Annotated in this window: 17 protein-coding genes; 14 read left to right on the top strand and 3 right to left on the bottom strand. The window is 62.6% G+C overall.

Features of this window, described 5'->3' with window-relative positions:
• The first annotated feature begins 63 nt into the window (after window positions 1-63).
• From N805_RS15840 to N805_RS15820, 5 genes are all read left to right on the top strand, one after another.
• Window positions 64-996, top strand: a complete 933-nt coding sequence (locus N805_RS15840; RefSeq protein WP_019473004.1) for a rhodanese-related sulfurtransferase — start codon at window positions 64-66, stop codon at window positions 994-996.
• A 3-nt stretch (window positions 997-999) separates the two neighbouring features.
• Window positions 1,000-1,632 carry a DsbA family protein gene (locus tag N805_RS15835; RefSeq protein ID WP_028614189.1) on the top strand — a complete coding sequence of 211 codons (633 nt, stop codon included), beginning with the start codon at window positions 1,000-1,002 and terminating at the stop codon, window positions 1,630-1,632.
• Window positions 1,625-3,457, top strand: coding sequence for an ABC transporter ATP-binding protein (locus tag N805_RS15830; protein ID WP_019473896.1), 1,833 nt, complete (start codon window positions 1,625-1,627; stop codon window positions 3,455-3,457). Before N805_RS15835 ends, N805_RS15830 begins: the two co-directional genes overlap by 8 nt.
• Window positions 3,458-3,724: 267 nt before the next feature.
• On the top strand, window positions 3,725-6,181 hold the full coding sequence (locus N805_RS15825; protein WP_019473895.1) for an EAL domain-containing protein: 2,457 nt from the start codon (window positions 3,725-3,727) through the stop codon (window positions 6,179-6,181).
• A gap of 30 nt (window positions 6,182-6,211) precedes the next feature.
• Entirely contained in the window at window positions 6,212-6,997 is a 786-nt protein-coding gene (locus N805_RS15820) for a TenA family transcriptional regulator (RefSeq protein WP_019473894.1), read from the top strand.
• Between the two features lie 124 nt (window positions 6,998-7,121).
• Here N805_RS15820 and N805_RS15815 read toward each other — a convergent pair whose 3' ends face one another.
• The 3 genes from N805_RS15815 to ubiG are packed head-to-tail and all read right to left on the bottom strand — an operon-like array spanning window position 7,122 to window position 9,282.
• The gene (locus tag N805_RS15815; RefSeq protein ID WP_026034554.1) at window positions 7,122-7,862 is read right to left on the bottom strand and encodes a YciK family oxidoreductase; all 741 of its coding nucleotides are present in this window, start codon (window positions 7,860-7,862) and stop codon (window positions 7,122-7,124) included.
• Window positions 7,863-7,909: 47 nt separating this feature from the next.
• Window positions 7,910-8,581 carry an N-acetylmuramic acid 6-phosphate phosphatase MupP gene (gene mupP / locus N805_RS15810; RefSeq protein WP_019472256.1) on the bottom strand — a complete coding sequence of 224 codons (672 nt, stop codon included), beginning with the start codon at window positions 8,579-8,581 and terminating at the stop codon, window positions 7,910-7,912.
• A gap of 2 nt (window positions 8,582-8,583) precedes the next feature.
• Window positions 8,584-9,282, bottom strand: coding sequence for a bifunctional 2-polyprenyl-6-hydroxyphenol methylase/3-demethylubiquinol 3-O-methyltransferase UbiG (gene ubiG / locus N805_RS15805; protein WP_012271034.1), 699 nt, complete (start codon window positions 9,280-9,282; stop codon window positions 8,584-8,586).
• A gap of 110 nt (window positions 9,283-9,392) precedes the next feature.
• Between ubiG and mtnA the strand changes: the two genes are divergently transcribed.
• From mtnA to N805_RS15760, 9 genes are all read left to right on the top strand, one after another.
• Complete coding sequence (mtnA, locus tag N805_RS15800; RefSeq protein WP_019472257.1) at window positions 9,393-10,469, top strand: S-methyl-5-thioribose-1-phosphate isomerase; 1,077 nt, start codon at window positions 9,393-9,395, stop codon at window positions 10,467-10,469.
• A gap of 366 nt (window positions 10,470-10,835) precedes the next feature.
• On the top strand, window positions 10,836-13,601 hold the full coding sequence (gene gyrA, locus N805_RS15795) for a DNA gyrase subunit A (protein WP_019472258.1): 2,766 nt from the start codon (window positions 10,836-10,838) through the stop codon (window positions 13,599-13,601).
• Between the two features lie 147 nt (window positions 13,602-13,748).
• Window positions 13,749-14,834: a 3-phosphoserine/phosphohydroxythreonine transaminase gene (serC, locus tag N805_RS15790; protein ID WP_026034555.1), complete on the top strand. Its 1,086-nt coding sequence runs from the start codon at window positions 13,749-13,751 to the stop codon at window positions 14,832-14,834.
• Complete coding sequence (gene pheA, locus N805_RS15785; protein WP_019472260.1) at window positions 14,834-15,928, top strand: prephenate dehydratase; 1,095 nt, start codon at window positions 14,834-14,836, stop codon at window positions 15,926-15,928. Before serC ends, pheA begins: the two co-directional genes overlap by 1 nt.
• Before the next feature lie 208 nt (window positions 15,929-16,136).
• On the top strand, window positions 16,137-18,356 hold the full coding sequence (locus N805_RS15780; protein ID WP_033692499.1) for a bifunctional prephenate dehydrogenase/3-phosphoshikimate 1-carboxyvinyltransferase: 2,220 nt from the start codon (window positions 16,137-16,139) through the stop codon (window positions 18,354-18,356).
• The gene (gene cmk / locus N805_RS15775) at window positions 18,353-19,039 is read left to right on the top strand and encodes a (d)CMP kinase (RefSeq protein ID WP_019472262.1); all 687 of its coding nucleotides are present in this window, start codon (window positions 18,353-18,355) and stop codon (window positions 19,037-19,039) included. Before N805_RS15780 ends, cmk begins: the two co-directional genes overlap by 4 nt.
• A 124-nt stretch (window positions 19,040-19,163) precedes the next feature.
• The gene (rpsA, locus tag N805_RS15770; protein WP_003252673.1) at window positions 19,164-20,840 is read left to right on the top strand and encodes a 30S ribosomal protein S1; all 1,677 of its coding nucleotides are present in this window, start codon (window positions 19,164-19,166) and stop codon (window positions 20,838-20,840) included.
• Between the two features lie 409 nt (window positions 20,841-21,249).
• Window positions 21,250-21,546: an integration host factor subunit beta gene (ihfB, locus tag N805_RS15765; RefSeq protein ID WP_019472263.1), complete on the top strand. Its 297-nt coding sequence runs from the start codon at window positions 21,250-21,252 to the stop codon at window positions 21,544-21,546.
• A 19-nt stretch (window positions 21,547-21,565) separates the two neighbouring features.
• On the top strand, window positions 21,566-21,829 hold the full coding sequence (locus N805_RS15760; protein WP_019472264.1) for a lipopolysaccharide assembly protein LapA domain-containing protein: 264 nt from the start codon (window positions 21,566-21,568) through the stop codon (window positions 21,827-21,829).
• The last annotated feature ends 69 nt before the right edge of the window (window positions 21,830-21,898 follow it).

Below are 21,898 nucleotides of genomic sequence, written 5' to 3'. Positions count from 1 at the left end.
CGCGTTTTTATTTGTCAATCCGGTCCGCCCCTTACGAGGGCAACCACCTGGAGAATCTGTTACATGTCCCAACCCATCGTCGTCGCGGCGCTGTACAAGTTCGTCACCCTGCAAGACTACGTAGAACTGCGCGAGCCGCTGCTCAAGGCCATGCTCGACAACGACGTCAAAGGCACCCTGCTGCTGGCCCACGAAGGCATCAACGGCACCGTGTCGGCCACCCGCGAAGGCATCGACGGCCTGCTGGCCTGGCTGCGCAACGACCCGCGCCTGGCCGATGTCGACCATAAAGAGTCGTACTGCGACGAGCAGCCGTTCTACCGCACCAAGGTCAAGCTCAAGAAAGAGATCGTCACCCTCGGCGTGCCAGGCGTGGACCCCAACCAGGCGGTCGGCACCTATGTCGAGCCCAAGGACTGGAACGCGCTGATCAGCGACCCGGAAGTGCTGCTGATCGACACCCGCAACGACTACGAAGTGGCCATCGGCACCTTCAAGGGCGCGATGGACCCGAAGACCGAAACCTTCCGCGAGTTCCCGGCGTACATCAAGGCCAACTTCGACCCCAGCAAGCACAAGAAAGTGGCCATGTTCTGCACTGGCGGCATTCGTTGCGAAAAAGCCTCCAGCTACATGCTCGGTGAAGGCTTCGAGGCGGTCTATCATCTTAAGGGTGGCGTCCTGAAATACTTCGAGGAAGTGCCTCAGGAAGAAAGCCTGTGGGACGGCGACTGCTTCGTGTTCGACAACCGCGTCACGGTGCGCCATGACCTGAGCGAAGGCGAGTACGACCAGTGCCACGCCTGCCGCCACCCGATCAATGCAGAGGAGCGCGCGTCCGAGCACTATTCGCCAGGTGTCAGCTGCCCGCATTGCTGGGACACCCTGAGCGAGAAGACCCGGCGCAGTGCCATCGACCGGCAGAAGCAGATCGAGCTGGCCAAGGCCCGCAACCTGCCGCACCCGATCGGTTACAACTACAAAGCCGAGGCTTGATGCATGTCTGCACGCCTGATCTATGTGATGGACCCGATGTGCTCCTGGTGCTGGGGTTTCGCGCCGGTAGCCGCTGCCCTGATCGCCCAGGCGCGTGAGGCGGGCGTTGCCACCCGCGTGGTGCCGGGCGGGCTGCGCACCGGTGGCAGCGCCTTGGACAGCTCCACCCGCAAGTACATCCTCGAACATTGGCAGGCGGTGGCTGAAGCCACCGGCCAGCCGTTTCGTTTCGAGGGGGCCATGCCTGACGGCTTCGTCTACGACACCGAGCCGGCCTGCCGCGCCCTGGTCACTGCCCGCGAGCTGGACGCCGAGCGCGTCTGGCCGCTGCTGGCGCTGATCCAGCGTTCGTTCTACGAACAGGGCGTGGACGTGACCACCGCGCCACAGCTGGTCGAGCTGGCCTCGCAGTGCGGCTTCGACCGCGCCGTGTTTGCCGAAACCTTCGCCCGTGCCGATACCCGCGCTGCCACCGCAGCCGATTTCAGCTGGGCACAGGACCTGGGTATCGCCGGCTTTCCCACCCTGCTGGCCGAACGCAATGGCCAGCTGGCCCTGCTGACCAACGGCTACCAGCCGCTGGAGCGCCTGCAACCCTTGCTCGGCCGCTGGCTGCAGCAGGCCGTCTGTGCTTGATGTGCCTGGGTCACCCGACCCGGTGCCGGGCAAGCCTCACACTGCGGGCGATCGGCTGAGCTGGGCGGAAATCCGCCGCCTGGCCCTGCATCACAAGAAAAACCTCTGGTCTGCCAACCTCATCGCCGTGCTGGCGGCTTGCTGCAGTGTGCCCATTCCGTTGCTGCTGCCCCTGCTGGTGGACGAAGTGCTGCTCGGCCATGGCGATGCTGCACTGAAGTGGATGAACCACCTGCTGCCCTCCAACTGGCAGGTGGCAGCCGGTTATATCGGGCTGATGCTGGCGCTCACCTTGTGCCTGCGCCTGGCTGCCCTTGCGTTCAACGTGATCCAGGCCAAGCTGTTTGCCGGTTTGGCCAAGGATATCGTCTACCGCCTGCGCATCCGCCTGATCGAGCGGCTCAAGCGCATTTCGCTGAAGGAATACGAAAGCCTGGGCAGTGGCACGGTAACCACCCACCTGGTCACCGACCTGGACACCCTCGACAAGTTCGTGGGCGAAACCCTCAGCCGCTTCCTGGTGGCCATGCTGACCCTGACCGGCACAGCGGCGATCCTGATCTGGATGCACTGGCAGCTGGCCTTGCTGATCTTGCTGTTCAACCCGTTGGTGATCTACTTCACCGTGCAGTTGGGCAAGCGCGTCAAACACCTGAAAAAGCTTGAAAACGACAGCACCGCGCGTTTTACCCAGGCGCTGACGGAAACCCTCGATGCCATCCAGGAAATCCGTGCAAGCAACCGCCAGGGCTATTTCCTTGGCCGTTTGGGCCTGCGCGCCCGCGAAGTGCGTGACTACGCCGTGGATTCCCAGTGGAAGAGCGATGCCAGTGGCCGTGCCAGTGGCCTGTTGTTCCAGTTCGGTATCGACATCTTCCGCGCCGCAGCCATGCTGACCGTGCTGTTCTCCGACCTTTCCATCGGCCAGATGCTGGCGGTGTTCAGCTACCTGTGGTTCATGATCGGCCCGGTCGAGCAGCTGCTCAACCTGCAATATGCCTACTACGCCGCGGGCGGGGCGCTAAGCCGCCTCAACGAGCTGCTGGCGCGCGATGACGAACCGCAGTACCCGGCCGCCAGCGACCCGTTCGCTGGCCGTGAAACGGTGGGCATCGAAGTGCGCGACTTGCGCTTTGCCTATGCCGACGAGCCGGTGCTGGAAAACCTCGACCTGTCCATTGCTCCGGGCGAAAAGGTGGCGATTGTCGGCGCCAGTGGCGGCGGCAAGAGCACCTTGGTGCAACTGCTGCTGGGCCTTTACAGCGCCCAGGCCGGGACCATCCGCTTTGGCGGTGCCAGCCTGCAGGAAATCGGCCTGGAAACCCTGCGCGAAAACGTCGCGGTGGTGTTGCAGCACCCGTCGCTGTTCAACGACACCGTGCGCGCCAACCTGGCCATGGGCCGCGACTGCAGCGACGAGGCCTGTTGGCAGGCGCTGCATATTGCCCAGCTGGATGCCACGATCGCCGCCTTGCCGCAGGGCCTGGACAGTGTGGTGGGCCGCTCTGGGGTGCGCTTGTCTGGCGGGCAGCGGCAGCGCCTGGCCATTGCCCGCATGGTGCTGGCCGAGCCCAAGGTGGTCATCCTCGACGAAGCCACCTCGGCCCTGGACGCCGCCACCGAGTACAACCTGCACCAGGCCTTGGCGCGCTTCCTCAGCGGCCGCACCACGCTGATCATTGCCCACCGGCTGTCGGCGGTGAAGCAGGCCGACCGGGTGCTGGTGTTCGATGGCGGGCATGTGGCCGAAGATGGCGACCACCAGCAGCTGATTGCCGAGGGTGGGTTGTATGCCAAGCTTTATGGGCACTTGCAGCAAAGCTGATCCTGAAACGCCACCTCGGTCGGTGTAGGAGCGGCCTTGTGTCGCGATGGGCCGCAAAGCGGCCCCGATCTCTATATCACCGCTGATATCCCGGGGCCGCTTTGCGGCCCATTCGCGACACAAGGCCGCTCCTACAAAAAGCGCGGCGACAGAATCGGAAACAGAGGGATCCCTGTCATAAAAAACCCCGTCACGTTGATGGCAGATGGCCTACGCTGTGCTTGTCTGGGTTGATTTGCGCCTTATCTGCTCTGTGACAGGGACTCCATGAAGGGACATCGCACACTCGAAGCGCCAAAGTTGCTCGGCATTACCTGGCCCTTCATCGCCGTTGTGGTCTTCCAGGTGGCGCTGGGCAGCCTGAGCCTTTATACGCTTTCGGCCGTGCGCGCCTATGTCGCGGGCGAAAGCCTGTGGTCCAAGGCGCAGAAAGACGCCATCTACTACCTCAACCTGTACGCCGATACCCGCGACGACAGCACCTACCAGCGTTATCGCCAGGCCATTACCGTGCCCCAGGGCGACCACCAGCTGCGCGAGGTGCTCGACCAGCCCAGCCCCAACCTGGATGCCGCGCGCCAGGCTGTACTGCAAGGCGGCAACCACCCCGACGATGTCGAGCGGATCATCTGGTTCTACCGTAATTTTCGCAACATCAGCTACATGCAGACGGCCATCGACTACTGGGACATCGGCGACGGCTACCTGGCCAAGCTGGATGTGCTGGCCGGGGAGATGCGCCACAGCTTTGCCAGTGGCCCGGTCGACGCCCAGGCAGTCAACGCCTGGAAGGCCCGCATCGTCACCATCAACGAAGGGGTCACGCCCGCTGCCAAAGCGTTCAGCGATGCGTTGGGCGAAGGCTCGCGCATGTTGTTGCGGGTACTGCTGATCACCAACCTGCTGACAGCGATGTTTCTCATCAGCATCGCCTGGCGCCGCTCCAGCAAGCTGCTGGCCCAGCGTCAGGCCTTCGCCAGCGCCCTGCAAGAAGAGAAAGAGCGAGCGCAGACCACCTTGCAAGCCATTGGCGATGCGGTCATTACCACCGACGTGGAGGGCTGCATCGGCTACATGAACCCGGCCGCCGAGCAACTGACCCACTGGCAGTCTGGCCAGGCCCAGGGCCTGCCGCTGTCGGCGCTGTTCAGCCTGGTGGACGAGCAGGCCGAAGAAGATGGCCGCAGCTTGGTCGAGCAGGTGCTTAGCGGCAGCCTCAAGGGCGGCGCCGAGCATGCCCGGCTGATCCAGCGCCTGGACGGCAGCACCGTGTCGATCAACCTGGTGGGCTCGCCGATCGTCAGTGACGGCCAGCTCAGCGGCATCGTGCTGGTGCTGCATGACATGACCCAGGAGCGCCAGTACATCGCCAACCTGTCCTGGCAGGCCACCCATGACGCCCTGACGGGGCTGGCCAACCGCCGTGAGTTCGAATACCGCCTGGAGCAGGCGCTGAACGGCTTGGCGCGCCAGGCGGGGCGGCATTCACTGATGTTCCTTGACCTCGACCAGTTCAAGCTGGTGAACGACACCTGCGGGCATGCCGCTGGCGACGAATTGCTGCGGCACATTTGCGCCGTGCTGCAATCGGGCCTGCGCGAAGGGGACACGCTGGCCCGGCTGGGGGGTGACGAGTTTGGCGTGTTGCTGGAAAGCTGCCCGCCCGACCAGGCCGAGCGCATTGCCGAGCAGCTGCGCCAGATGGTGCAGAGCTTGCACTTCGTGTGGAAGGGGCGGCCGTTCGTGACCACGGTCAGTGTCGGCCTGGTGCACATCGCCCAGGCCCCCGGCACCTTGGAAACCTCGCTGCGTGCCGCCGACATGGCTTGCTACATGGCCAAGGAGAAGGGGCGCAACCGCGTGCAGGTGTACCACGCCGACGACAGCGAGCTGTCCATGCGTTTTGGCGAAATGGCCTGGATCCAGCGCTTGCATGTGGCCCTGGAAGAAAACCGCTTCTGCCTGTACGCACAGGAAATCGCCCCGCTGAAAGCCTTTGAAGGCCCAGGCCATATCGAAATTCTGCTGCGCCTGTACGACGAAAGTGGCCGCACCATCCTGCCCAGCAGCTTCATCCCTGCGGCCGAGCGCTACGGCTTGATGACTGCGCTGGACCGCTGGGTGGTGCGCAATGTGTTCCAGGTGGTGCGCCAATGCCTGGACGAAGGCCGTGAAGGGCCGCTGTCGATCTGCGCGATCAACCTGTCGGGGTCGAGCATCGGCGATGACAAGTTCCTCGAATACCTGCAGCGGTTGTTTGTCGAGTACGCCATCCCGCCACGGATGATCTGTTTCGAAATTACCGAAACCAGCGCGATTGCCAACCTGGGCAGTGCCATTCGCTTCATCAACGAGTTGAAGGGGCTGGGCTGTCGCTTCTCGCTCGATGACTTCTGCGCCGGCATGTCGTCGTTCGCCTACCTCAAGCATTTGCCCGTGGATTACTTGAAAATCGACGGCAGTTTCGTCAAGGACATGCTAGACGACCCGATCAACAGGGCCATGGTCGAGGTCATCAACCACATCGGCCATGTCATGGGCAAACGCACCATAGCCGAGTTCGTCGAAACACCCTTGATCGAGCAGGCCCTGCAGGAAATAGGCGTGGATTACGCCCAGGGTTACCTGATCGAACGCCCCCAGGTGTTCACCTGTGACAGTCTGCAGCGCCAACGGATCGCCGCCCGGCCTCTGTTGCAGCGGGCGCCTGGCACGTTTCGCTAGCGAGAAATCACAAGGATCAAGGAGCTGAAAGTGATTGATGCATTCGTTCGTATCGGGCCTTTGATGGACCCCGCCAGCTATCCCCAATGGGCCCAGCAACTGATTGAAGACTGCCGCGAGAGCAAGCGCCGGGTGGTGGAGCATGAGTTCTACGCGCGCCTGCGCGACGGCCAGCTCAAGCAGTCGACCATTCGTCAGTACCTGATCGGTGGCTGGCCGGTGGTGGAGCAGTTCTCGCTGTACATGGCCCACAACCTGACCAAGACCCGCTATGGCCGCCATCAGGGCGAAGACATGGCGCGGCGCTGGCTGATGCGCAACATCCGTGTCGAGCTCAACCATGCCGACTACTGGGTGAACTGGTGCCAGGCCCATGGCCTGCACCTGCATGAGCTGCAGGCCCAGGAGGTGCCACCCGAGCTGAACGGCCTGAACGACTGGTGCTGGCGCGTGTGTGCCACCGAGAACCTGGCTATTTCCATGGCGGCGACCAACTACGCCATCGAAGGTGCGACCGGGGAATGGTCGGCGGTGGTGTGCTCGACCGATACCTACGCCCAGGGCTTCCCGGAAGACCAGCGCAAACGGGCGATGAAGTGGCTGAAGATGCATGCACAGTATGATGATGCACACCCTTGGGAGGCGCTGGAGATCATCTGTACGCTGGCCGGCGAGAACCCGAGCCTGGGGCTGCGTACCGAGTTGCGCAGGGCGATTTGCAAGAGTTACGACTGCATGTACCTGTTCCTGGAGCGGTGCATGCAGCTGGAAGGGCGCCAGCAAGGCCGTTTGCGCCCGGCGTTGGCGGCGGGCTGATCTTTCGCCTGTACCGGCCCTATCGCCGGCAAGCCAGCTCCCACAGGATCACCACAGGCCAGGGCAATGTGCAATCCCTGTGGGAGCTGGCTTGCCGGCGATAGGGCCAGTACAGGCAAAAGGCTTATTGGGCGTTGAACGCCTGCCCATTCACCTCTTTGCTGTCCGGCCCCATCAGGTACAGGTACACCGGCATGATCTCTTCAGGCAGTGGGTTGTTCTGCGGGTTTTCGCTGGGGTAAGCCTGGGCCCGCATCGCCGTGCGCGTGGCGCCCGGGTTGATGCTGTTGGAGCGCACTGGCGCCACGCCTTCCAGTTCGTCGGCCAGGGTCTGCATCAGGCCCTCGGTGGCGAACTTGGACACGCCATAAGCGCCCCAGTAGGCCCGGCCTTTGCGCCCGACGCTGCTGCTGGTGAACACCACCGAGGCGTCTTCCGACAGCTTCAGCAGCGGCAGCAGCGTGCTGGTAAGCATGAAGGTGGCATCGACGTTGATGTGCATCACGCGCATGAAGTTGTCGCCCGACAACTGCTCCAGTGGCGTGCGCGGGCCAATGATCGAGGCATTGTTCAGCAGGCCGTCCAGGCGGCCGAACTGGTCTTCGATCATCACAGCCAGCTCGTCGTACTGGTGGGGCAGGGCGGTTTCCAGGTTGAACGGGATGACCACCGGTTGTGGGTGCCCGGCGGCTTCGATCTGGTCGTAGACCTCGTTCAGGTTGGCCTCGGTCTTGCCCAGCAGCAGCACGGTGGCGCCCAGTGCAGCGTAAGCCTTGGCGGCCGCAGCACCAATGCCGCGGCCGGCGCCGGTAACCAGGATGACCCGGCCTTGCAGCAGGTCGGGACGGGCGGTGTAGTCGAACATCAGCATTTTCCCTTGTTCATTCAGGGTCAGTCGTCAGCCATTGCAACTCAGCAGCCACACAGTGCGCTGTCGATCACTTTGCGCAGTTCCAGCGGGTGGTCCACCACCACGTCGGCACCCCAGTTGTTGGGGTTGTCCTCTGGGTGAATATAGCCATAGCGCACGGCTGCCGTGCGAGTGCCGGCGTCACGGCCAGACTCGATGTCGCGCAGGTCGTCGCCAACGAACAGCACAGTGGCAGGGTCCAGGCCCAGCGTCGTGCAGGCCAGGATCAGCGGCTCGGGGTCAGGCTTGCTGTTTTTCACGTGGTCCGGGCAGATCAGCAGTGCCGAGCGCTCGGCCAGGCCCAGGCGCTGCATGATCGGCTCGGCGAAGCGCACCGGCTTGTTGGTGACCACGCCCCACAGCAGGTTGCCTTTCTCGATGTCGGCCAGCAGCTCGGCCATGCCGTCGAACAGCTTGCTGTGCACCGCGCAGTCGCGCTGGTAGCGCTCCAGAAACTCCAGGCGCAGGGCCTCGAAGCCTTCGGCTTCCGGGTCCATGGCAAACGTGGTGGCAACCATGGTGCGGGCGCCGCCAGAGATCACGCCACGGATCAGGTTGTCGTCAATGGCCGGCAGGCCGCGCTCGGCGAGCATGGCCTGGCAGATGGCGATGAAGTCCGGCGCCGTGTCGAGCAAGGTGCCGTCCATGTCGAAGAGTACTGCTCGCAAACGCATGCTTATTCCTCGCGCAGGGTCTGGATCATGTAGTTGACGTCGACGTCGCTGTTGAGCTTGTAGTGCTTGGTCAGCGGGTTGTAGGTGAGGCCGATGATGTCCTTCACCTGCAGGCCGGCATCACGGCTCCAGGCGCCCAGTTCGGACGGGCGGATGAACTTCTTGAAGTCATGGGTGCCGCGCGGCAGCATCTTCAGGATGTACTCGGCGCCGACGATGGCCAGCAGGTAGGCCTTGGGGTTGCGGTTGATGGTGGAGAAGAACACCTGGCCGCCAGGCTTGACCATGCGGTAGCAGGCGCGAATCACCGAGGACGGGTCGGGCACGTGCTCGAGCATTTCCAGGCAGGTGACCACGTCGAACTGTTCAGGCATTTCTTCGGCCAGGGCTTCGGCGGTGATCTGCCGGTATTCCACCTGTACGCCCGACTCCAGCTGGTGCAGCTGGGCCACGGCCAGGGGGGCCTCGCCCATGTCGATACCGGTTACCGTGGCGCCGCGCAGGGCCATGGCTTCGCTGAGGATGCCGCCGCCGCAGCCTACGTCCAGCACTTTCTTGCCGGCCAGGCTGGCCCGCTCGTCGATCCAGTTGACGCGCAGCGGGTTGATTTCGTGCAGCGGCTTGAACTCGCTTTCGCGGTCCCACCAGCGGTGGGCCAGCGCTTCGAACTTGGCGATTTCGGCGCGGTCGACGTTGCTCATTGAACAGTCCTCTGAAACTTCGCAAAATTGCGCCGGAGTATACCCGAGCGCTCGGCCCCCAGGCTCGCTATAATCGCCGGCTTTTGACATGCGAACCACGGGGAGAGGCGATGCGCGAGCGACTTTTGGCGGCGGAGAAGGTGACCGGGATCCGCTGGCAGGGCGGTATCTTGCACCTGCTCGACCAGCGCCTGCTGCCGTCGGAGGAACGCTGGCTGGCCTGCGACAATGTCGCGCAGGTGGCGGCGGCAATCCGCGACATGGCAGTGCGCGGCGCCTCGGCCATTGGTATTGCCGCAGCCTATGGCCTGGTACTGGCCCTGGAAGAGCGGCTGGCCGAGGGTGGCGACTGGGAAATGGACCTGGAAGAGGACTTTCTCACCCTTGCCGAAGCGCGCCCCACGGCGGCCAACCTGTTCTGGGCGCTGAACCGCATGCGCGAACGCCTGCTGCGCCTGCGCCCTGACGAAGACGTGCTGGCCGTGCTGGAGGCCGAGGCCGTGGCCATCCACGAAAGCGACCGTGAAGCCAGCCTGACCATGGCCCAGCAAGGCATCGAGCTGATCCGGCGTCATCAGGGCAATGCCCAGACCCTGCTCACCTATGGCAATGCCGGTGCCCTGGCCAGCGGCGGTTTCGGCACCGCGCTGGGGGTAATTCGCGCCGGCTACCTGGAGGGCATGGTCGAGCGGGTGTACGCCGGCGAGACCCGCCCCTGGCTGCAAGGCTCGCGCCTGACCGCCTGGGAGCTGGCCAACGAAGGCATCCCGGTAACCCTGTGCGCCGACTCGGCGCTGGCGCACCTGATGAAGACCAAGGGCATCACCTGGGTAGTGGTGGGGGCGGACTGTATTGCCGCCAATGGCGATGTGGCCAGCAAGATCGGCACCTATCAGCTGGCGGTCAGCGCCATGCACCACGGCGTGCGCTTCATGGTGGTGGCGCCGAGCACCAGCATCGACCTGAACCTGCCCACTGGCGAGGATATCCCGCTGGAGGAGCGTGACGCCGACGAGTGGCTGGACTTTGGCGGTGCCCCGGCGGTACGGGATGTGGAGGTGTTCAACCCGGTATTCGACGTGACCCCGGCCGACCTGATCGACGTGATCGTGACCGAGCGGGGCATTGTCGAGCGCCCGGATACCGCCAAGCTGGCCCAGTTGATTTGCCGCAAGCGCCTGCACTGATTTTGTGCTGCCTGCACTGGCCTCTTCGCGGGCTTGCCCGCTCCCACAGGGATATCGCATGGCCTTAGGGCAGTGGTGAATCTGTGGGAGCGGGCGAGCCCGCGAAGAGGCCGATGCAGGCAATAAAAAAACCAGGAGTCAAACCCGGCTCAGACTAGCTGCCACCTCTCCCCACCGCCCCCGCGTTTGTGATAACATCCGGCAGTTTCCAAGACCGCCCATCACGGCGGCCTTCATTGCGCAGATCCATGGCACAACTCATTGATTTGTCGTAAGTCGTCGCACCCTTATGCGCTGCGGCGGCGAGCTTCGTTCGGCCCTTGATGGAGCTGCGAAGTTTCACCAGAAAAAGGAATCAGGCTTCTCATGGGCGAACTGGCCAAAGAAATCCTCCCGGTCAATATCGAAGACGAACTGAGACAGTCTTACCTCGACTACGCGATGAGCGTGATTGTCGGGCGAGCGCTGCCCGATGCGCGTGACGGCTTGAAGCCCGTGCATCGTCGCGTTCTCTATGCGATGAGCGAACTGGGCAACGACTGGAACAAGCCGTACAAGAAATCCGCCCGTGTGGTCGGTGACGTGATCGGTAAGTACCACCCGCACGGCGACACTGCGGTCTACGACACCATCGTGCGTATGGCCCAGCCGTTCTCGCTGCGCTACCTGCTGGTCGACGGCCAGGGCAACTTCGGTTCGGTGGACGGCGACAACGCCGCAGCCATGCGATACACCGAAGTGCGCATGACCAAGCTGGCGCACGAGCTGCTGGCCGACCTGCACAAGGAAACCGTCGACTGGGTGCCCAACTACGACGGCACCGAGCAGATCCCGGCGGTCATGCCGACCCGTATTCCCAACCTGCTGGTCAACGGTTCCAGCGGTATCGCCGTGGGCATGGCGACCAACATTCCGCCACACAACCTCGGTGAAGTCATCGACGGTTGCCTGGCGCTGATCGACAACCCGGAAGTCACCATCGATGAACTGATGCAGTTCATCCCTGGGCCAGACTTCCCGACTGCCGGCATCATCAACGGTCGCCAAGGCATCATCGAGGCCTATCGCACCGGTCGTGGCCGCATCTACATGCGGGCCCGTTCCGAGATCGAAGACATCGACAAGGTGGGCGGCCGTCAGCAAATCGTCGTGACCGAGCTGCCGTACCAGCTGAACAAGGCACGCCTGATCGAAAAGATCGCCGAGCTGGTAAAAGAGAAAAAGATCGAAGGCATCACCGAGCTGCGCGACGAGTCCGACAAGGACGGCATGCGCATCGTCATCGAGCTGCGCCGCGGCGAGGTGCCGGAGGTGGTGCTCAACAACCTCTACCAGCAAACCCAGCTGCAGAGCGTGTTTGGCATCAACGTGGTGGCCCTGATCGACGGCCGTCCGCGCCTGCTCAACCTCAAGGACCTGCTCGAAGCGTTCGTTCGTCACCGCCGTGAAGTGGTGACCCGCCGCACCGTATTCGAGTTGCGCAAGGCGCGTGAGCGTGGCCACATCCTTGAAGGCCAGGCGGTTGCGCTGTCCAACATCGACCCGGTCATCGCCCTGATCAAGGCTTCGCCAACCCCGTCCGAGGCCAAGGAGGCCCTGGTTTCCACGCCGTGGGAATCCAGTGCCGTGCAGGTCATGGTCGAGCGCGCCGGCGCCGATTCCTGCCGCCCTGAAGACCTGCCGGAGCAGTACGGCCTGCATGACGGCAAGTACTTCCTGTCGCCGGAGCAGGCCCAGGCCATTCTTGACCTGCGCCTGCATCGCCTGACCGGCCTGGAGCACGAGAAGCTGCTGGCCGAGTACCAGGAAATCCTTGAGCAGATCGGCGAGCTGATCCGCATCCTCAGCAGCGCAGAGCGCCTGATGGAAGTGATCCGCGAAGAGCTGGAAGCCATCCGTGCCGAATACGGCGATGTGCGCCGCACCGAAATTCTCAATGCCAGCCACGACCTCAACTACGGTGACATGATCCCGGAAGAAGAGCGCGTGGTGACCATCTCCCACGGTGGTTATGCCAAGACCCAGCCATTGTCCGCTTACCAGGCCCAGCGCCGTGGCGGCAAAGGCAAGTCGGCGACCGGCGTGAAGGACGAGGACTACATCGAGCACCTGTTGGTCGCCAACAGCCATGCCACCCTGTTGCTGTTCTCCAGCAAGGGCAAGGTGTACTGGAAGAAGACCTACGAAATTCCCGAAGCGTCCCGCGCTGCGCGCGGTCGCCCGCTGGTCAACCTGCTGCCGCTGGAGGAAGGTGAGCGCATCACCGCCATGCTGCAGATCGACCTCGAAGCGCTGCAGCAGAACGCCGACCTCGATGAAGAGCTGGAAGATGCTGATGACACCGTGCTTGAGGGTGAGCTGGTAGAGGCCGAGGAAGTCGACGAGGAAGATGGCGACACCGCCGAGTGGGTGGCCGAGCCTACTGGCGCCTACATCTTCATGGCCACTGCCTCCGGTACCGTCAAGAAGACCCCGCTGGTGCAGTTCGCCCGTCCGCGCTCCAACGGCCTGATCGCCTTGAAGCTCAAGGAAGGCGACACCCTGATTGCGGCGGCCATCACTGACGGCGCCAAAGAAGTCATGATGTTCTCCGACGCCGGCAAGGTCATCCGCTTCGCCGAGAGCGTAGTGCGTGAAATGGGCCGTACTGCCCGTGGTGTTCGCGGCATGAAGCTGGGCAAAGGTCAGCAGATCATTTCGATGCTGATCCCGGAGTCCGGTTCGCAGATTCTCACCGCCTCCGAGCGTGGCTTCGGCAAGCGCACCCCGCTGTCCAAGTTCCCGCGTCGCGGTCGTGGTGGCCAGGGCGTGATTGCCATGGGTACCAAAGGGCGCAACGGCCTGCTGATCGGTGCTATCCAGGTGCAGGAAGGCGAGGAGATCATGCTGATTTCCGACCAGGGCACGCTGGTGCGTACCCGGGTTGGCGAGGTGTCCAGCCTCAGCCGTAACACCCAGGGTGTTACGCTGATCAAGTTGGCGGCCGACGAAACACTGGTGGGCCTGGAGCGTATCCAGGAGCCGTCCGAGGACGAACTCGATGAAGTGATCGAGACGGACGAGGAGGGCGCCGAGGCTGAAGCGCCAGACAATGAAGACGCTGCGGGTGCCGAAGAGGCACCGCAGGAGTAAGCAGGCGTAAACCCGAACGGGGCGACCAAGGTCGCCCCGTTTGACTGTGTAGGAGCGGGCTTGCCCGCGATGCAGGCGCCACCGATCCTGCATGGAATGTGGCCACCGAATTACGATTTTGTTCTATTTGGCAGAGCGAGAGTGGATGTGAGCAAACGAGCCTTTAACTTCTGCGCAGGCCCTGCCGCGCTTCCTGATGCTGTGTTGCAGCGTGCCCAGGCAGAGATGCTGGACTGGCGCGGCAAGGGCTTGTCGGTGATGGAAATGAGCCATCGCAGCGACGATTACGTGGCCATCGCCGAAAAGGCCGAGCAGGACCTGCGTGACCTGCTGTCCGTCCCCTCCAACTACAAAGTGTTGTTCCTGCAGGGCGGCGCTAGCCAGCAGTTTGCCGAAATTCCGCTGAACCTGCTGCCGGAAAACGGCACTGCCGATTACATCGAAACCGGCATCTGGTCGAAAAAAGCCATCGAGGAAGCGCGCCGCTTCGGCAACATCAACGTTGCCGCCAGTGCCAAGCCCTACGACTACCTGAGCATTCCGGGCCAGAACGACTGGAATCTGACCAAGAATGCTGCCTACGTGCACTACGCATCCAACGAGACCATCGGTGGCCTGCAGTTTGACTGGGTGCCGCAGACTGGCGATGTGCCGCTGGTGGTCGACATGTCTTCCGACATCCTCTCGCGTCCCATCGACGTGTCGCAGTTCGGCCTGATCTACGCCGGCGCGCAAAAGAACATTGGCCCCAGCGGCCTTGTGGTGGTCATCGTGCGCGAAGACCTGCTGGGCCGTGCCCGTAGCAGCTGCCCGACCATGCTCGACTACAAGGTTTCGGCTGACAACGGCTCGATGTACAACACCCCGGCCACGTACTCCTGGTACCTGTCGGGCCTGGTCTTCGAGTGGTTGAAAGAGCAAGGTGGCGTCGACGCCATGGAGCAGCGCAACCGCGCCAAGAAAGAGCGCCTGTACGGCTTCATCGACAACAGCGATTTCTACACCAACCCGATCAGCGTCAACGCCCGTTCGTGGATGAACGTGCCGTTCCGCCTGGCTGACGAGCGCCTGGACAAGGCCTTCCTTGCCGGCGCCGATGCCCGTGGCCTGCTCAACCTCAAGGGCCACCGTTCGGTGGGCGGTATGCGCGCTTCCATCTACAACGCCCTGGGCCTTGAGGCTGTGGAGGCCTTGGTGGGCTACATGGCCGAATTCGAGAAGGAGCACGGCTGATGTCCGAACAGGAACTCAAGGCGCTGCGCGTGCGTATCGACAGCCTCGACGAGAAGATTCTCGAGCTGATCAGCGACCGCGCCCGTTGCGCCGAAGAAGTAGCCCGGGTCAAGACCGCCTGGCTCAAAGAAGGCGAGAAGCCGGTGTTCTACCGTCCCGAGCGTGAGGCCGCAGTGCTCAAGCGCGTGATGGAGCGCAACAAGGGCCCGCTGGGCAACGAAGAGATGGCGCGGTTGTTCCGCGAAATCATGTCGTCGTGCCTGGCCCTTGAAGAGCCGTTGAAAATCGCCTATCTCGGCCCTGAGGGTACCTTCACCCAGGCCGCGGCCATGAAGCACTTCGGCCACGCGGTGATCAGCCGGCCGATGGCGGCTATCGACGAAGTGTTCCGCGAAGTGGCGGCCGGCGCCGTCAACTTCGGCGTGGTGCCGGTGGAAAACTCCACCGAAGGTGCGGTCAGTCACACCCTGGACAGCTTCCTCGAGCACGACATGGTGATTTGCGGCGAAGTCGAGCTGCGTATCCACCATCACCTGCTGGTAGGTGAGAGCACCAAGACCGACAGCATCACCCGCATCTACTCCCACGCCCAGTCGCTGGCCCAGTGCCGCAAGTGGCTGGACGCGCACTACCCGAACGTGGAGCGCGTGGCGGTGTCGAGCAATGCCGAGGCGGCCAAGCGGGTCAAGGGCGAGTGGAACTCGGCGGCGATCGCCGGCGACATGGCGGCCAACCTGTATGGTTTGACCCGCCTGGCCGAAAAGATCGAAGACCGCCCGGACAACTCCACGCGCTTCCTGATGATCGGCAGCCAGGAAGTGCCGCCGACCGGTGACGACAAGACCTCGATCATTGTCTCGATGAGCAACAAGCCGGGTGCCTTGCACGAGTTGCTGGTGCCGTTCCACCAGAACGGCATCGACCTGACCCGCATCGAGACCCGCCCGTCGCGCAGCGGCAAGTGGACCTACGTGTTCTTCATCGATTTTGTTGGCCACCACCGCGACCCGCTGATCAAGGCGGTGCTCGAGCAGATCAGTCAAGAGGCTGTGGCGCTGAAGGTGCTGGGCTCCTACCCGAAGGCGGTGCTTTGATCGAAGATTGCCGGGGCCGCTGCGCGGCCCATCGCCGGCAAGCCAGCTCCCACAGGTACAGCGGCAGTCTCCAGATTTGCGCGGTCCCTGTAGGAGCTGGCTTGCCGGCGATGGGCTGCAAGGCAGCCCCTGCAGTTTCACAGGCTGTCCAGATTTCAGAACAGGGTTCGCACCAGTGGTAAAAGCAGCAAAAACCAAACCTGAGCCGATCATCAACCGCCTGGTCGTGGTCGGCCTCGGCCTGATCGGTGGCTCGTTCGCCAAGGGCCTGCGTGAAAGCGGCCTGTGCCGCGAAGTGGTCGGTGTCGACCTCGACGCCCCTTCGCGCAAGCAGGCCGTGGCCCTGGGCGTGGTCGACCGCTGCGAAGAAGACCTCGCCGCAGCCTGCGTCGGTGCCGATGTCATCCAGCTGGCCGTGCCGATCCTGGCCATGGAAAAAGTCCTGGCCCTCCTGGCCCGGCTCGATCTGGGCGATGCGATCATTACCGATGTCGGCAGTGCCAAGGGTAATGTAGTCCGTGAGGCGCGTTCTGTTTTTGTAAACGAGAGCGGTCAGCGCCTGCCACGCTTCGTCCCCGGCCACCCCATCGCCGGGTCCGAGCAAAGCGGGGTGGAGGCTTCCAACGCCACCCTGTTCCGTCGGCACAAGGTGATTCTCACGCCGCTGGCCGAAACCGACCCGACCGCGCTGGCCCTGGTCGACCGCCTGTGGCGTGCGCTGGGTGCGGATGTGGAGCACATGTCGGTCGAACGCCATGACGAAGTGCTGGCAGCTACCAGCCACTTGCCGCACCTGCTGGCCTTTGGCTTGGTCGATTCGCTGGCCAAACGCAATGAAAACCTCGAGATCTTCCGGTACGCTGCGGGAGGCTTTCGCGATTTCACAAGAATCGCCGGCAGCGACCCGACCATGTGGCACGACATCTTCCTCGCCAACCGCGACGCTGTCCTGCGCACACTCGATACATATCGCAGCGATCTCGACGCCTTGCGCGACGCGATCGCTGAAGGGGACGGGCACCAGTTGCTGGGTGTATTCACCCGCGCACGGGTTGCCCGCGAGCATTTCAGTAAAATCCTGGCCCGCCGGGCCTATGTGGACGCTATGAACGCCAACGATCTTATTTTCCTGGCCCAACCCGGTGGCCGCCTGTCCGGGCGAATCCGCGTACCGGGCGACAAGTCGATTTCCCACCGCTCGATCATGCTCGGCTCGCTGGCCGAAGGCACCACCGAAGTCGAAGGCTTCCTCGAAGGTGAAGACGCACTGGCGACCCTGCAGGCATTCCGCGACATGGGGGTGGTCATCGAAGGCCCCAACCACGGTCGCGTGACCATTCACGGTGTTGGCCTGCACGGCCTCAAGCCGCCGCCCGGGCCGCTGTACGTGGGTAACTCCGGTACCTCGATGCGCCTGCTGTCGGGCCTGTTGGCCGGCCAGTCGTTCGACGTGACCATGACGGGCGACGCTTCGCTGTCCAAGCGCCCGATGAACCGGGTGGCCAACCCGCTGCGCGAAATGGGTGCTGTGGTCGAGACCGGCCCGGAAGGCCGCCCGCCGCTGACCATCCGCGGTGGCAGCAAGCTCAAGGCGTTGACCTACACGCTGCCGATGGCCAGCGCCCAGGTCAAATCCTGCCTGCTGCTGGCCGGCCTGTACGCCGAAGGCAAGACCACCGTTACCGAGCCTGCGCCTACCCGTGACCACACCGAGCGCATGCTGCGCGGCTTTGGCTATGCGGTCGAGTCGAATGGCCCGGTGGCCTCGTTGCAGTCCGGTGGCAAGCTGACGGCTACCCGCATCGAAGTGCCGGCCGACATTTCCTCGGCAGCCTTCTTCCTGGTGGCCGCCTCCATCGCCGAAGGTTCCGAACTGGTGCTGGAGCACGTTGGCATCAACCCGACCCGCACCGGTGTAATCGACATCCTGCGCTTGATGGGTGGCGACATCACCCTGGAAAACCAGCGTGAAGTCGGCGGCGAACCCGTGGCCGACCTGCGCGTGCGCGGTGCCAGGCTGAAAGGTATCGACATCCCTGAAGCGTTGGTGCCGCTGGCCATCGACGAATTCCCGGTTCTGTTCGTGGCCGCCGCCTGTGCCGAAGGGCGCACCGTGCTGCGTGGCGCCGAAGAGCTGCGGGTGAAGGAGTCCGACCGCATCCAGGTGATGGCCGACGGCCTGATCACCCTGGGCATCAAGTGCGAACCGACCCCGGACGGCATCATCATCGATGGCGGCCAGTTGGGCGGTGGCGAAGTGCATGGCCACGGTGACCACCGTATTGCCATGGCCTTCAGTGTCGCTTCGCTGCGCGCCAGCGCGCCGATCCGCATCCATGACTGTGCCAACGTCGCCACCTCGTTCCCCAACTTCCTGGCGCTGTGCGCCGAAGTCGGCATCCGCGTGGCAGAAGAGGGCAAGTCGTGAATTCGCAGGCATCAGTCATCACCATCGACGGGCCAAGCGGCTCGGGCAAGGGTACGGTAGCCGGGCTTCTGGCCCGCGAGCTGGGTTGGAAGCTGCTGGATTCCGGCGCGCTTTACCGGTTGCTGGCATTCAATGCCAGCAACCACGGCGTCGACCTGACCAACGAAGAGCTGCTGGCCAGGCTTGCCGCTCATCTGGACGTGCAGTTCATCGCCGCTGAGCCCGGTAAGCTGCAACAGATCATCCTTGAGGGTGAGGACGTCAGCAACGTCATCCGCACCGAGACCGTCGGCGCCGGTGCGTCGATGGTGGCCTCGCTGCCAGCAGTGCGTGATGCGCTGCTGGTGCGTCAGCGCGAATTCCGCGAAGTGCCGGGGTTGATCGCCGATGGCCGCGACATGGGTACCGTCGTGTTCCCCGACGCTCCGTTGAAGGTCTTCCTGACCGCCAGCGCGGAGGAGCGGGCACGTCGCCGTTACCTGCAGTTGAAGGGCAAGGGTGAAGATGTTAGTCTGTCGAGTCTGCTGGATGAGATTCGTGCGCGTGATGAGCGCGACACCCAACGTGCAGTGGCCCCGCTGAAGCCAGCGGCCGATGCCATTCAGTTGGACTCTACCGAGTTGTCCATTGAGCAGGTGTTGCAACGTATCAGAAGTGAGATCGCCCAGCGCGACCTTATCTGATCGCCAGGAAAGCAGGCAGGGGCACCAGTCAACGTCCTGCCGGCTTTCCTTTACTTAAAACGAACCCACATTGTCTGGAATGTGGTTATGGGCGTTTGTTTCGCCCGAATCTACAGGAATTAAAATGAGCGAAAGCTTTGCAGAACTCTTTGAAGAAAGCCTGAAAACCCTCAATCTTCAGCCGGGTGCCATCATCACCGGTATCGTTGTCGACATCGACGGCGACTGGGTTACCGTACACGCTGGCCTGAAGTCCGAGGGCGTCATCCCGCTCGAGCAGTTCTACAACGAAGCTGGCGAGCTGACCATCAAGGTCGGTGACGAAGTTCACGTTGCGCTGGACGCGGTCGAAGACGGCTTTGGCGAAACCAAACTGTCCCGTGAAAAAGCCAAGCGCGCCGAGTGCTGGATTGTTCTGGAAGCAGCTTTCGCCGCCGAAGAAGTGGTCAAGGGCGTTATCAACGGTAAGGTTAAGGGCGGCTTCACTGTCGACGTTAACGGCATCCGTGCGTTCCTGCCGGGCTCCCTGGTTGATGTCCGCCCTGTGCGCGACACCACCCACCTCGAAGGCAAAGAGCTGGAATTCAAGGTCATCAAGCTGGACCAGAAGCGCAACAACGTTGTTGTTTCGCGTCGCAGCGTGCTGGAAGCCGAGAACAGCGCCGAGCGCGAAGCCCTGCTGGAAACCCTGCAGGAAGGCCAGCAAGTCAAAGGTATCGTCAAGAACCTCACCGACTACGGCGCATTCGTGGACCTGGGCGGTATCGACGGCCTGCTGCACATCACCGACATGGCCTGGAAGCGCATCAAGCACCCTTCGGAAATCGTTAACGTTGGCGACGAAGTCGACGTACGCGTTCTGAAGTTCGACCGCGAGCGCAACCGCGTTTCGCTGGGTCTGAAGCAGATGGGCGAAGATCCGTGGGTAGCTATCACTGCCCGCTACCCAGAAGGTACTCGCGTACAAGCTCGCGTTACCAACCTGACCGACTACGGCTGCTTCGCTGAGCTGGAAGAAGGCGTTGAAGGTCTGGTACACGTTTCCGAAATGGACTGGACCAACAAGAACATCCACCCGTCGAAAGTCGTTCAGGTTGGCGACGAAGTGGAAGTCATGGTTCTGGACATCGACGAAGAGCGTCGTCGTATCTCCCTGGGCATCAAGCAGTGCAAGTCCAACCCATGGGAAGACTTCTCCGGCCAGTTCAACAAGGGTGACAAGATCACCGGTACCATCAAGTCGATCACCGACTTCGGTATCTTCATTGGCCTGGACGGCGGCATCGACGGTCTGGTTCACCTGTCCGACATCTCCTGGAACGAAACCGGCGAAGAAGCCGTACGTCGTTTCAAGAAGGGCGACGAGCTGGAAACCGTCATCCTGTCGGTCGACCCAGAGCGCGAGCGCATCTCCCTGGGCATCAAGCAGCTGGAAGACGATCCGTTCTCCAACTTCGTTGCTGTCAATGACAAGGGCGCTATCGTCAAGGGCATCGTGAAAGAAGTTGACGCCAAAGGCGCCATCGTCACCCTGGCCGACGACATCGAAGCTACTCTGAAAGCTTCCGAAATCAGCCGTGACCGCGTTGAAGACGCGCGTAACGTTCTGAAGGAAGGCGAAGAGATCGAAGCCAAGATCATCAGCGTTGACCGCAAGTCCCGCGTTATCAGCCTGTCGATCAAGTCGAAAGACGACGCTGAAGAGCGCGAAGCCATCCAGAGCCTGAAAAACGCTCCGGAAGCGGCTGCCGACACCACCATGGCTGCGCTGCTGCGCGAAGCAATGGCCAAGCAGAACTGAGTTCTGTTTGATCGGTAAAAAAGGGCGACCCTCGGGTCGCCCTTTTTTTTGCCTGTATGAAGCCAGCTCGGCGTACTAGGCGTTGCTCGCAAAGTTCCATCAGCTGGCCCGGTCCCGCTACTGGTAATTAAATGCTAGCGCGATCACTGTGGGAGCGGGCGCGCCCGCGAACACGGGCGAAGCCCGTGCCATCCACCGCGCCGCCTGCTTCGCGGGCATTGCCCGCTCCCACAGGGGGCGTGCTGGCCAGAATAAAGAGGCCTGCCTGCCCCGGCCGGCTAGACCATTCTTGCAAAACTTCAATCTTGAATTTTTTTATTAAGTCAAGAACCACCCTGTTCAAATCCCTCCCAGCGTGCTACAAACTGGTTAAGCAATGATCTAGCTGCTTGATAACGAAGGGAAAAATATGACGAAGTCGGAGCTGATCGAACGTATTGTCACCCATCAGGGGCTGCTCTCGCCCAAGGACGTGGAGCTGGCCATCAAGACCATGCTTGAGCAGATGTCACAGTGCCTTGCCACTGGTGATCGCATCGAGATTCGCGGTTTTGGCAGCTTCTCGCTGCACTATCGCGCCCCGCGCGTGGGCCGTAACCCCAAGACCGGCCAGTCGGTCAGCCTCGAGGGCAAGTTTGTGCCGCACTTCAAGCCCGGCAAAGAGCTGCGAGACCGGGTCAACGAAGAAGACGAGGCTGAAGCCTGATCAATCAAGGAGCATTCTGATGCGTAACCTCAAGCGCGCCCTGGCGGCGGTGTTCGTGCTGCTGTTGGCGGCTGTGGTTTTGTTCTTCGTGCTGGAAAACCAGCAAGCCGTTTCGTTGGTCTTGTTCGGCTGGGCCGCGCCGGCCATGCCGGTTGCCGTGCTGGTATTGGCCGCCTTGGTCATTGGCCTGGCAGTCGGGCCGTTGCTGGGTGCCTATGGCGTGCAGCGCAGCAAGCGCAAGATCAGGGAGTCTGCCCGTAAGGCGGCACTCAGCAGCAACTAAGGAAATTTCCTACACCCTCGTAGGAAAGTCTCACCTATGCATACACCGGCCGTCATGGAGTAATAGCCC

This window comes from Pseudomonas putida S13.1.2 (assembly GCF_000498395.2).
GTDB lineage: Bacteria > Pseudomonadota > Gammaproteobacteria > Pseudomonadales > Pseudomonadaceae > Aquipseudomonas > Aquipseudomonas putida_Q.
This window is presented reverse-complemented; position numbering and strand designations above follow the sequence as displayed.